The organism is uncultured Agathobaculum sp. (genome assembly GCF_963927765.1).
Taxonomy (GTDB): Bacteria; Bacillota; Clostridia; order Oscillospirales; family Butyricicoccaceae; genus Agathobaculum.
The window spans coordinates 1-10,609 of sequence record NZ_CAWVCU010000043.1 but is presented as its reverse complement, the minus strand read 5'-3'; the positions used below and the strand labels follow the sequence as shown (position 1 = coordinate 10,609).

General features: G+C 56.3%; 15 protein-coding genes. 11 read left to right on the top strand and 4 right to left on the bottom strand.

The genetic code is table 11. From position 1 onward, the window contains the following. The 5 genes from ppdK to ABGT74_RS03510 all read left to right on the top strand — a co-directional run. Window positions 1-2,428, top strand: a 2,428-nt coding sequence (gene ppdK / locus ABGT74_RS03530; protein ID WP_346704476.1) for a pyruvate, phosphate dikinase, incomplete at its 5' end; no start/stop codon positions are given. Window positions 2,429-2,641: 213 nt separating this feature from the next. After that, entirely contained in the window at window positions 2,642-3,253 is a 612-nt protein-coding gene (locus ABGT74_RS03525; protein WP_297284066.1) for a TlpA disulfide reductase family protein, read from the top strand. Beyond that, window positions 3,250-3,396: a CD1871A family CXXC motif-containing protein gene (locus ABGT74_RS03520; protein WP_346704475.1), complete on the top strand. Its 147-nt coding sequence runs from the start codon at window positions 3,250-3,252 to the stop codon at window positions 3,394-3,396. The genes ABGT74_RS03525 and ABGT74_RS03520 overlap by 4 nt, the downstream gene beginning before the upstream one ends. Beyond that, window positions 3,389-4,258, top strand: a complete 870-nt coding sequence (locus ABGT74_RS03515) for a 4Fe-4S binding protein (RefSeq protein WP_346704474.1) — start codon at window positions 3,389-3,391, stop codon at window positions 4,256-4,258. Before ABGT74_RS03520 ends, ABGT74_RS03515 begins: the two co-directional genes overlap by 8 nt. Window positions 4,259-4,390: 132 nt before the next feature. Beyond that, a complete protein-coding gene (locus tag ABGT74_RS03510) occupies window positions 4,391-5,047 on the top strand; it encodes a 4'-phosphopantetheinyl transferase superfamily protein (protein ID WP_346704473.1) in 657 nt (218 codons plus the stop codon). 44 nt (window positions 5,048-5,091) lie between these two features. On the opposite strand, the gene ABGT74_RS03505 is transcribed toward ABGT74_RS03510, so the two are convergent. From ABGT74_RS03505 to ABGT74_RS03495, 3 genes are read right to left on the bottom strand one after another with little or no spacing between them, the layout of a single operon-like run. Further along, window positions 5,092-5,352, bottom strand: coding sequence for a TIGR03905 family TSCPD domain-containing protein (locus ABGT74_RS03505; RefSeq protein WP_346704478.1), 261 nt, complete (start codon window positions 5,350-5,352; stop codon window positions 5,092-5,094). Window positions 5,353-5,368: 16 nt separating this feature from the next. Beyond that, a complete protein-coding gene (locus ABGT74_RS03500) occupies window positions 5,369-6,073 on the bottom strand; it encodes an HAD family hydrolase (protein WP_346704472.1) in 705 nt (234 codons plus the stop codon). A 7-nt stretch (window positions 6,074-6,080) separates the two neighbouring features. Then, window positions 6,081-6,641 carry a TIGR01440 family protein gene (locus ABGT74_RS03495; protein ID WP_346704471.1) on the bottom strand — a complete coding sequence of 187 codons (561 nt, stop codon included), beginning with the start codon at window positions 6,639-6,641 and terminating at the stop codon, window positions 6,081-6,083. Window positions 6,642-6,767: 126 nt separating this feature from the next. Between ABGT74_RS03495 and ABGT74_RS03490 the strand changes: the two genes are divergently transcribed. From ABGT74_RS03490 to ABGT74_RS03465, 6 genes are all read left to right on the top strand, one after another. Next, complete coding sequence (locus ABGT74_RS03490) at window positions 6,768-6,965, top strand: spore coat associated protein CotJA (RefSeq protein WP_125116521.1); 198 nt, start codon at window positions 6,768-6,770, stop codon at window positions 6,963-6,965. Next, window positions 6,962-7,219 (top strand): spore coat protein CotJB, encoded by a 258-nt coding sequence (locus ABGT74_RS03485; protein ID WP_297274786.1) that lies wholly within the window; start codon window positions 6,962-6,964, stop codon window positions 7,217-7,219. The genes ABGT74_RS03490 and ABGT74_RS03485 overlap by 4 nt, the downstream gene beginning before the upstream one ends. Then, a complete protein-coding gene (locus tag ABGT74_RS03480) occupies window positions 7,219-7,875 on the top strand; it encodes a manganese catalase family protein (RefSeq protein ID WP_346704470.1) in 657 nt (218 codons plus the stop codon). The genes ABGT74_RS03485 and ABGT74_RS03480 overlap by 1 nt, the downstream gene beginning before the upstream one ends. Window positions 7,876-8,085: 210 nt before the next feature. Next, window positions 8,086-8,643 (top strand): TetR/AcrR family transcriptional regulator, encoded by a 558-nt coding sequence (locus tag ABGT74_RS03475; RefSeq protein ID WP_297284058.1) that lies wholly within the window; start codon window positions 8,086-8,088, stop codon window positions 8,641-8,643. A gap of 67 nt (window positions 8,644-8,710) precedes the next feature. Beyond that, window positions 8,711-9,163 carry a hypothetical protein gene (locus tag ABGT74_RS03470; protein ID WP_346704477.1) on the top strand — a complete coding sequence of 151 codons (453 nt, stop codon included), beginning with the start codon at window positions 8,711-8,713 and terminating at the stop codon, window positions 9,161-9,163. Window positions 9,164-9,166: 3 nt separating this feature from the next. Next, complete coding sequence (locus ABGT74_RS03465) at window positions 9,167-9,832, top strand: hypothetical protein (protein ID WP_346704469.1); 666 nt, start codon at window positions 9,167-9,169, stop codon at window positions 9,830-9,832. A 47-nt stretch (window positions 9,833-9,879) separates the two neighbouring features. Here the strand turns inward: ABGT74_RS03465 and ABGT74_RS03460 are convergent. Continuing rightward, the coding region (locus tag ABGT74_RS03460) for an FAD-dependent thymidylate synthase (protein ID WP_346704468.1) at window positions 9,880-10,609 on the bottom strand (730 nt) is incomplete at its 5' end.

The window sequence follows — 10,609 nt, the reverse complement described above, 5'->3', positions numbered from 1 at the left end:
CGATAAATTGGAAAAGGTCACCGGAAAGACGCTGGGCGATCCGGAGAAGCCCCTTCTGGTTTCGGTTCGTTCGGGCGCGCGCGCTTCCATGCCCGGCATGATGGATACCATCCTGAACCTCGGCATGAACGATGAGATCTGCGACGCAGTTGCAAAACTGACCAATAATCCGCGCTTTGCGCGTGACTCTTACCGCCGCTTTATCCAGATGTTCTCGGACGTCGTGATGGAGCTGCCCAAGTCCACCTTTGAGACCTTCATCGATCAGGTCAAGGAGAAGAAGGGCGTTAAGCTGGACAACGAGCTGGACGCAGACGATATGAGCGAGCTGATCGTCCTGTTCAAGGATCACTATAAGAAGTCCCTCGGCGAGGACTTCCCGCAGGACCCCAAGAAGCAGCTGATGGAAGCGGTTCGCGCGGTATTCCGTTCGTGGGACAACCCGCGCGCGAATACCTACCGCCGCATGAACGATATCCCGCACTCGTGGGGTACCGCAGTTAACGTACAGTCCATGGTATTCGGCAATATGGGCGATACCTCCGGCACGGGCGTTGCGTTCACCCGCAACCCGGCAACCGGCGAAAAGAAGCTGTACGGCGAATTCCTGATGAACGCACAGGGCGAGGACGTTGTGGCCGGTATCCGTACCCCGCAGCCGATCTCCGCACTCGCGGACACCATGCCCGAAGTGTATCAGCAGTTTGTGGACATTTCCTCTCGCCTCGAGCAGCACTACGGCGATATGCAGGATATGGAGTTCACCATTGAAAACGGCAAGCTCTATATGCTCCAGACCCGTAACGGCAAGCGCACCGCGCAGGCGGCTTTGAAGGTCGCGGTTGACCTCGTGGACGAGGGCGTCTGCACCAAGGAGCAGGCGATCATGAAGGTTGAGCCCAAGCAGCTCGACGCGCTGCTGCACCCGACCTTTGTCCCGGCGGCGCTGGAAGCAGCCACCCCGATCACCACCGGCCTGCCGGCGTCTCCCGGCGCTGCCTGCGGCGCAGTTTACTTCACCGCGGAAGAGGCCGCAGCCGCTCACAAGACCGGCGCGAAGGTCGTTCTGGTGCGTCAGGAGACTTCGCCGGAGGATATCGACGGCATGGCGGTTTCCGAAGGCATCATGACCGCCCGCGGCGGCATGACCTCGCACGCAGCGGTTGTTGCGCGCGGCATGGGCACCTGCTGCGTCGCTGGCGTCAACGGCATCAAGGTTTCCGAAGAGAACAAGACCCTGACCTTTGCCGACGGCACCGTAGTCAAGGAAGGCGAATTCATTTCGCTCGACGGCTCGACCGGTAACGTATACCTCGGCAAGATCGACACGCAGGACGCAGAGCTGACCGGCGATTTCGGCCGCTTCATGGGCTGGGCGGATGAGATCCGCACGCTCAAGGTGCGCACCAACGGCGATACCCCGCGCGATGCAACGCAGGCGCGTAAGTTCGGCGCGGAAGGCATCGGCCTGTGCCGTACCGAGCATATGTTCTTTGATCCCGAACGCATCAAGGCAGTGCGTGAGATGATTATTTCCGATACGGTGGAGCAGCGTAAGACCGCGCTTGCCAAGATCCTGCCGATGCAGCGCGGCGACTTTGAAGCGATTTACCGCGCGATGGGCGGCCTGCCGGTAACCATCCGTCTGCTCGATCCTCCGCTGCATGAGTTCCTGCCGCAGGAGGATGAGGATATTCAGGAGCTGGCAAATGAGATGGGCGTTTCGTTTGACAAGCTCAAGGGCAAGGTTGCCGACCTGCACGAGTTTAACCCGATGCTCGGCACCCGTGGCTGCCGTCTGGACGTACTGTATCCGGAAATCGCTGAAATGCAGACCGAAGCGATCATTTCCGCTGCGATCAACGTCTGGAAGGAAGACGGCCTGAAGATCACCCCGGAGATCATGGTTCCGCTGGTATCCGAGATCAATGAGCTGCGCTTTGTCAAGAAGGTCATCAAGGCCAAGGCGGATGAGCTGATCGAAGCATCCGGCCTGAAGATGAAGTATATGATTGGTACGATGATCGAGACCCCGCGTGCGGCCGTAACCGCAAACGAGATCGCACAGGAAGCGGAGTTCTTCTCCTTCGGTACCAACGACCTGACCCAGATGACCTACGGCTTCTCGCGTGACGACGTAGGCCGCATTCTGGAGACCTACTTCGAGAAGAAGATCCTCGAGTCCGACCCGTTTGCCCGCCTCGACCAGAACGGCGTTGGCAAGCTGATCCGCTATGCAGTAGCGGAAGGCCGCCGTACCCGTCCGGAAATCAAGCTGGGCATCTGCGGTGAGCACGGCGGCGACCTGTCCTCCGTCGAGTTCTGCCACAATGTCGGCCTGAACTATGTTTCCTGCTCGCCCTTCCGTGTGCCGATCGCCCGCCTTGCAGCGGCGCAGGCTCGCGTAAAGGAGCTTGGCAAGGCATAATCGCCAGTTGCGCGATACAAAAAAACAAACAAAATGTCCTGCCTCACTCTGCTCAAGCAGAGCGGGGCAGGGCATACTTTTTTTCTGCCGATTCGATGGATTCAGATGGTTTGATGAAAAGACGGTCGATCATTCGTTCGACGGATTGGGTGTTGACAGACCGGTTTTTCAACCCGTATAATAAGACACATCGAAAATTACGGAGGGAGTTTTATGAAACGAATCCCGTTTGTCCTGCTGGGCATTTCGCTGGCAGGTCTGCTGGCGCTGGGCGGCTGTTCTTCTGCCGAACAAAAGACTTTCACCGTCACGGACGAACAGGAGACAACCGATTCGCAGAGCGATGCCGGACAAACCACCGAGCAAACCGGTGTGCTGAGCAGCTTTTCCACCGCCGATCTGGACGGCAACATCGTTGACCAGTCGGTTCTGGCGGACTATGATTTGACGATGGTCAACGTATGGGCCACGTTCTGCCGCCCTTGTATCAATGAAATGCCCGATCTGGGCGAACTTGCGCAGGAGTATGCCGATCAAAACGTGCAGATCGTGGGTTTGGTATCCGATGTGCTGAATACGGACGGCACGATCAGCGAGGAGCAGGTGCAAACCGCCCGTGATATCGTGGCACAAACCGGCGCAAACTACCTGCATCTGCTGCCTTCGGAAGATCTGTATGGTGTTTTGGGGCAGATTTCCGCTGTGCCGACCACGTTCTTTGTCGATAGCGAAGGAAAACAGGTCGGTTATGCGGTTGTCAGCGCGCAGAGCAAGGACAAATGGATAGAGACCATTGACGCCATGTTGGCTGAGGTGCAGGAATGAGCTTTCTCCGTCGCAACCGCGCCGCCGTAATCACCTTGGCGGTCGCCGTACTGTTTCTGGCGCAGGGCGTACTGCGCGAAGAAACGCAGATCGTATTCCGCAAGGCGGTCAATATCTGCATGGAGTGTATCGGCCTTGGGTAAGCTGCGCGAACACATCCGCACATGGGTGCAGCTGCTTTTTGCCGCTTTGACAAACGGCTACGCCGCCGGTTTTGCCAACGGCACCATTTACAAAGGCGCAAGCAAGCTGGTTTGCGTCCCTGGTCTGAACTGCTATTCCTGTCCGGGCGCGCTGGGTTCCTGCCCGATTGGCTCATTTCAGGCTGTCATCACCAGCCGCACAAACAAATTCACCTTTTATGTGATCGGTTTTCTGCTGCTGTTCGGCGCGCTGTTCGGTAGGCTGGTTTGCGGCTGGTTGTGCCCGTTTGGGCTTGTGCAGGATCTGCTGCACAAGATTCCCTTTCCCAAAAAGCTGCGCCGCTTGCCGGGCGACCGCGTGCTCAAGTATCTGAAATATGTGATTTTGGTCGGCTTTGTCATTGTTTTGCCGCTGACCGTGCTGGATATCGTGGGACAGGGACAGCCGTGGTTCTGCAAATATATCTGCCCCTCCGGCACATTGTTTGCCGGCATTCCGCTGATTGCATCCAATCCGCCGCTGCGCGCGGCGCTCGGGTGGCTGTTCACGTGGAAAATGGCGATTCTGGTCGTGCTGTTGGTGCTGAGCGTGGTGGTGTATCGCCCGTTCTGCCGTTATCTGTGTCCGCTCGGCGCGATTTACGGCTTGTTCAACCCGATTGCACTGTACCGTTTCCGCATTGATGCGGAAAAATGCACGCAGTGCGGCGCGTGCCGTCATGCCTGCAAGCTGGATATTTCGGTTTGGGAAACGCCCAACAGCGCGGAATGCATCCGCTGCGGCGACTGCCGGCGCGCCTGCCCGCATGGCGCCATTGATACGGTCAATCCCTGCCCTGCGCGGCGGCGGAAAGACGCTTGAATCCGCCCGCATGCATTTTTTTGTTGCGGGGCGAGAAAGATAATTGTCAACCTCTGCTGCATCGTGGTATAATAGGTATATCATGTATGGCAACGCATCATATCAACACGCAAATCTTTAGGGGGAATTTTCTTGACTGCTGTATATGCCATTCCGGTGTCCGCCGTGAATCCGGACGACGGCGCATCCCGCGCCCGACTGTCCCGCGGTCGCTTGGAACAGATAGACCGGCGCCATGGTACGGCCAGAGCGCAGGGCTTTGCGGCATCGCTCTTGCTGGAATATGCGGTCTCGCAGCAGTATCCCTGGGTGGTTCATCCGCTTGCGATTTCGATTGCCGAAGGAGGAAAACCGTATCTGGTATCCGAACCCGGCATTCATTTCAGCCTGTCCCACTCGGGTGACTGGGCTGTGTGCGCGCTCAGCGACCATCCGGTCGGTGTGGACATTGAGCGTTGCGAGCCGGGACGGCGTGACATTGCCTCCCGCTTTTTCCACCGTGAGGAAGTGCGGTATCTGAATACGATTCTGCCTTCTGCGCGAGATGACGCGTTCTATAAGCTCTGGACGCTCAAGGAGAGCTTTGTCAAGTCCACCGGACGCGGCCTTGACCTGCCGCTGCGCAGCTTCTGGGTCGACATTCATCGGATGCCGCCGCGGCTGGATTGTTCGGAGGTCACCGGGCATTATTCACTTTTCCTGCCCGAATTTGCCGACCGGGATTACCGCCTCGCGGTATGCGTGGAGCAGGCAGGCGCGGAGCAGCCAGTGCTGCACATCATGAAATAACACAGGCAAAACAAAAGGACGATGCATCTGCATCGTCCTTTTTATCATGCCTTTTTCTGTTCATATGCCATACGCACGGCGGTTGCCAGCTGGTCGGAACAGCTGGTGCCCTTGCCGCCGCAGGAAATGCCCTTGAAGTAGCCTTCGATCTGCTCGACGGTCATACCCTCGACCACACGGCTGATGGCCTGCAAGTTGCCGTTGCAGCCGCCCTGAAAGGCGACATTGTGTACTTTGTCCCCCTCCATATCGAAGGAGATCCGCATGGGGCAGACCCCGCGCGGCTTATAATCAAAATGCTGCATTGTGCTCATGTCCTCCTCATAGCAGCGTGCGGATATAGTCCGCCGCCTGCTCAAATGTTTCCGCTTCATAGTATGGACGGTCGTCCTGCGGGCGCGGCAGTCCGGTCCAGTTGAGCCAAACCCCCGCGATGCCGACGTCCATCGCGCCCTGTATGTCGTGCCGGAAGTTATCGCCTACCATCGCGGCCTCACCCGGCAGACAGCCGCATTTTTGCAGCGCCAGCCAGAACATCGGCGCGCCCGGCTTATCCATGCCGGCCTCTTCGCTCGCAACCAGATAATCGACCTGATCCGCAAGGCCGAGATGCTCCAGCTTTTCCATCTGAATATCCGCCAGCATATCCGTGCATACCGCAGTCTTGACGCCTGCCCGCCGCAGATCGGCCAGTAGCTCGGTCACACCCGGGCGCAGCTCCATTTTTTCCAGCACCGCGTCCCAGTAGACCCGATGTGCCTGACGGGAATAGCGGATGGCGTTGCAGCCCAGCCGCTCAAGCGCGCCCTGCGCGAACAGCACGCGGTCATGTACCGGCGGCATGCCGGGCTGCTGCCGTGCAAGCCGATGGCGGTTTGCATGGAACGCCTGCAAAAACGTATCGCCGGGAATGCCCAGCGTTTGCTCTGCCCAGATGGCAAGGCGCTCATACGCATATGCGTCGCAGGCTCCAAAACTGCTGTAAAATGTGTCGTCCAGATCAAAAAATACCGCTTTGAGTCCCATAAATCCCTCACAGAAGTTTTTCGTTATACACCGCGCGGCTGCCGCCGACAAATTTGGCGCGACGGCGCGCGCAAAGCAGGATGGCCTCGCCAATGTGCTTGACCTCGGTGCGCAGCGGTACGACCACCGGCTTGATGTGCATACCGATCAGCGTGCCGCCGATATCCATGCCCGCGGATGCGGACTGCTTGAGGGTTTCCACCGCGACCGGATCGGCAAATCGCTTGTAAGCGGTCGTGGCGAACGAGCCGCCCGCCTTGGGCTGCGGGATGACGTTGACCTCATCCAGCCCGAACCGTTCGCACGCAGCGCGATCGACCACCAGCGCGCGGTTGAGGTGTTCGCAGCACTGCGCGGCAAGGTAGATATCACGCTCGTGCAGTACGCTGTAAATCCCTTCGAATATGGCTTCTGCTACCTCGACGCTGGAATGCGTGCCGATCTTCTCGCCGCATACTTCGCTCGACGAGCAGCCGACCACAAACAAATCCCCTGCGCGCAGTTTGGCGGCGTCGCATACCTGTGCTGCCGCTTTTGCGCTCTGTTCTCTGATTTCAGAAAGCTCCATGTTTCATGCCTCCTTTGATAGTTACAGTATACCACAGTTTATCCATGCTTTCACCGTCTTTTTTCCTGCGGCATACATTGAGATTGAGGCGAGGCCTCAAACCGACAAACAAGGAGCAACCTGCATATGAATACGACCAATCCTTCGGGCGATCAGGCGCTGCCTGCGGACAGCATTGATCCCCGTCTGCTTTCGCTTGCCATGGCATTTGTGCCGGCGCAAAGCTTTGATACGCCGTATGAACCCGCGCTGGCCTTCAGCCGAGGTACGATTTTTCCGGCGCTCGACAAACCCTTCCTCGGAGAGGAGGCCGTTCCGCAATGACCGAACGCGAAAAACTGCTCAGCCGTGTGCGCATGTATGATTTTGCGCTGGTGGATGTCATCCAGTATCTGGATGGACACCCGAAGAATGCTGCGGCGCTGGCTTATTACAGCAAAATGCGCACCGCATTTGATAAGGCCGCAGCGGAATACGAGGATGCTTTCGGCCCGTTGACCGCGCGCGAGGTAGATACCCGCGTTGGCAACTGGCGCTGGATCGACGACCCGTGGCCGTGGGAAGGAGAGGATAACTAATGTGGTCATACGATAAACGCTTACAATATCCCGTTAACATCAAAAATCCCGACCCGCAGACGGCAAAAATCGTCATTACACAACTTGGCGGACCTGATGGTGAAATTGGCGCGGCGATGCGCTATCTTAACCAGCGCTACACCATGCCGTACAAGGAGGGCAAGGCGATCCTGACCGATATCGGTACAGAAGAACTTGCGCACCAAGAGATGATCGCGGCCATCGTCTATCAGCTGACCCGCAATCTGACGCCTGAGCAGATCAAGGAAGGTGGTTTTGACGCCTACTTCGTTGATCACACGACAGGTATCTATCCGCAGTCTGCTGCCGGTGTTCCGTTTACGGCTGCTGCGCTGCAAAGCAAGGGCGACCCGATCACGGATTTGTTTGAAGATTTGGCAGCAGAGCAGAAGGCCCGCACAACCTACGATAACCTGCTGCGTCTGATCGACAACCCGGATGTACGCGAACCGATCAAGTTCCTGCGCGCGCGCGAAATCGTGCATTTCCAGCGCTTCGGCGATGCGCTGCGCGTCGTACAGGATCATTTGGATAGCAAAAACTACTATGCGTTTAACCCCTCGTTTGACCTGCGTAAGTCTGCGCGCAAAACCGCGGCATCTGCGGAAACGGATTCTGCTACCGCGTCAGAGTAAGGGAAAGCAGGCACAGAAACGTGATATAAAGCTGAAATAACGGCTGGGAGAAGGGTGCTGACGGTATGGTCAGCACCCTTTTGCTTGAGAAATAGGGAAGCGTTCGTGTGTAAGTGATTTTCGAAAAGAATACAATTTTCGTGTTGCATTGGTATTGACAGAGAAGCGTTGGCAAACTATAATGAACGTTGTTCATATTGGAGGGATAAGATGAATACCATCGTGACATCGAAAGAGGAGATTCTGAAAACAAGCCGGGAGCTGATGCAGCGGCAGGGCTGGTCGGCGGTCAATATCCGTTCGGTCGCAGCGGCTTGCGGTGTTTCGGTCGGATCTATTTATAATTATTTTTCGTCCAAAACAGAGCTGATCGGCACCATCGTGGAAAGCATCTGGTGCGAGATTTTCCATCGTCCGGAGGATGAGGCAGTCTTTCAGGATACCCAGACATGCATTACTTGGATGTATGAGCGCATGGAATATGGCTGCAAGCGATATCCCGGTTTTTTTGTGATGCACTCCTTGGGGTTCATGCAGGAGGATAAACCGGATGGCAGGCGACGGATGCAGCGAACCCAGCAGCATATTCTGGACGGATTGTGCGCAGTTTTGAAGCGGGATGCCAAGATTCGCCCGGATGCCTTTGATGAACAGTTTACAGCAGAGAAGTTTGCAGAGGTGCTGTTCACCCTGATGCTGTCTGCGTTGCAGCGGCAGGAGTATGACCCGTCTGTCGTTCTGGAAATCGTTCGCAGGACGCTTTATTGATCCATTCTGTTCGAGAGTGGTTTTGTGCCGCAAACTGAACGGTGTTCACAGGAAAGGAAACAAAGTTATGAAAGTTAAGCGCAATACCTTGCTGCTCCTCGCCAGTCTGGTGTGGTGCGCAGCGGGGTTCAATATTTTTCGAATCGGTGTTCAGGTTTATCCGGCATATGTTACGGTATGGAATCTGTTGCTGTCGGTAGTGGTTTTCGCGGTTTTTCAAATGTTTGTTTTTGGGAAACTGGTGCGGAAGCATACTGCGCGGATTACAGGCTATGCAGAGGAACGGCAGTTTTTCCTCAAGTTCTTTGATGGAAAGGCATTTGGCATCATGGCCGTGATGATGACCGGCGGGATCGGTTTACGTGTCTCCGGTATTGCACCTGATCGGTTTATCGCGGTGTTTTATTCCGGGTTGGGTGCGGCGCTGCTGCTGGCCGGCATTTGGTTTGGCCGCAATTATGGAAAGGCGGCTTTGGCCGCCGCTGCGGTACAGGAACAAACAGAACGAAAGGACGTGTAAAACATGCAGGCAGTTATGGAAACACTTTTTGATATTGTGTATCTGTGTTCGGTCATCACCATTGGCATTTTGATGATTCGGGGCAGTCGGGGAAATCACCAGTTCCGCCTGTTTGGCTGGATGGCTGTGATCTTGGGGGCGGGCGACGCCTTTCATTTGGTGCCGCGGGCGGTGGCGCTTTGCACCACAGGTCTCGAAAACTATACGGCGGCGCTCGGGTTGGGAAAGGCCGTTACATCCATCACCATGACCATTTTCTATGTGCTGCTTTATTTGGTTTGGCGGCAGCGGTATCAGGTCGCTGGGCGCGGCGGCTTGACCGCAGCGGTATACGGTTTGGCAGGGCTGCGCATCGTTCTGTGCCTGATGCCGCAGAACCAGTGGTTGAGCGCGGATGCACCGCTTTCCTGGGGCATTTACCGTAACATCCCCTTTGCACTTTTGGGGCTGCTGGTGGTTGTGCTGTTCTATCAGGCGGCGAAAATACATCAGGACCGTGCGTTCCGCTGGATGTGGCTGACCATCGTGCTTAGCTTTGCGTTCTATATTCCGGTGGTTCTGTGGTCAGATGCGGTGCCGCTGGTCGGCATTCTGATGATTCCCAAGACGTGTGCCTATGTGTGGGCGGTGCTGATGGGCTATTTCGCCATGAAACAGGAGTGCAAATAAGTAAAATAGAAAAAAGCGGCGTAGCTTCAGCTATGCCGCTTTTGCATTCAGTTGAGAATTTTGAGGAACAGCTCGCGGTTGAACTGATGGTGGAACTGCTCGATCTGATCGGCAATGCTTTCGCAGCACTGCTTGACCTCCGGATTGGCCGAGCCGTTGGCATTGCGCTCCTTGAAAACGTGTCCCCATTCGGTCAGGTCGATTTTGAAAATGAAGTTGCTCGGAATGCTCAGCATATACAGCCCGCGTTTGACGTCCGGATTGTCCGCCATATCCTCCCGGATGTATCCATTGACCGCCTTGACGTACTTGACCCCATCGTGCTCGATGGTCTGCGGCACCGCAAGGCCAAGCTCCTGCAGGGCAAGGTCGGTCGGCAGGATTTTATCCTGATACCATGCCGACATTTCATAGGAGAAGGAAGCCAAGCGGGTGCTCGAACGGATGATACGGTTGTTGAAACGCTTGGCGTGCGCGTCCCAGTCGTCCTGACCGGCGCGGTGCAGCCCTTCCACGGTGACCGACATATCAATAAAGCGCAGCATGGTCGTGTGCTTCCAGCCCCATTTGGTCAGCTTGTCCATCCAGTCTGCAAATTCGGCAAACGCATCGGCCTGTGCGCTGTCGTATTCCCGCAAGCCGCCGTCTGCGCGCAGCACCGTGCGGCAAATTTCACGAATGTGCAATTCCTTTTCGCGCGTCCATGACCGCTTGCTCATAAACATGGAAACGATTGCATCGTCGATGCCCGAAATCTGATTCAAATACGTTTTCATC

Coding starts and splice junctions, on each gene's coding strand:
- ABGT74_RS03480 (WP_346704470.1), top strand. CDS start 7,219: ATGTGGTCATACGATAAACGCTTACAATATCCCGTTAACATCAAAAAT.
- ABGT74_RS03525 (WP_297284066.1), top strand. CDS start 2,642: ATGAAACGAATCCCGTTTGTCCTGCTGGGCATTTCGCTGGCAGGTCTG.
- ABGT74_RS03490 (WP_125116521.1), top strand. CDS start 6,768: ATGAATACGACCAATCCTTCGGGCGATCAGGCGCTGCCTGCGGACAGC.
- ABGT74_RS03520 (WP_346704475.1), top strand. CDS start 3,250: ATGAGCTTTCTCCGTCGCAACCGCGCCGCCGTAATCACCTTGGCGGTC.
- ABGT74_RS03465 (WP_346704469.1), top strand. CDS start 9,167: ATGCAGGCAGTTATGGAAACACTTTTTGATATTGTGTATCTGTGTTCG.
- ABGT74_RS03500 (WP_346704472.1), bottom strand. CDS start 6,073: ATGGGACTCAAAGCGGTATTTTTTGATCTGGACGACACATTTTACAGC.
- ABGT74_RS03470 (WP_346704477.1), top strand. CDS start 8,711: ATGAAAGTTAAGCGCAATACCTTGCTGCTCCTCGCCAGTCTGGTGTGG.
- ABGT74_RS03485 (WP_297274786.1), top strand. CDS start 6,962: ATGACCGAACGCGAAAAACTGCTCAGCCGTGTGCGCATGTATGATTTT.
- ABGT74_RS03505 (WP_346704478.1), bottom strand. CDS start 5,352: ATGCAGCATTTTGATTATAAGCCGCGCGGGGTCTGCCCCATGCGGATC.
- ABGT74_RS03495 (WP_346704471.1), bottom strand. CDS start 6,641: ATGGAGCTTTCTGAAATCAGAGAACAGAGCGCAAAAGCGGCAGCACAG.
- ABGT74_RS03475 (WP_297284058.1), top strand. CDS start 8,086: ATGAATACCATCGTGACATCGAAAGAGGAGATTCTGAAAACAAGCCGG.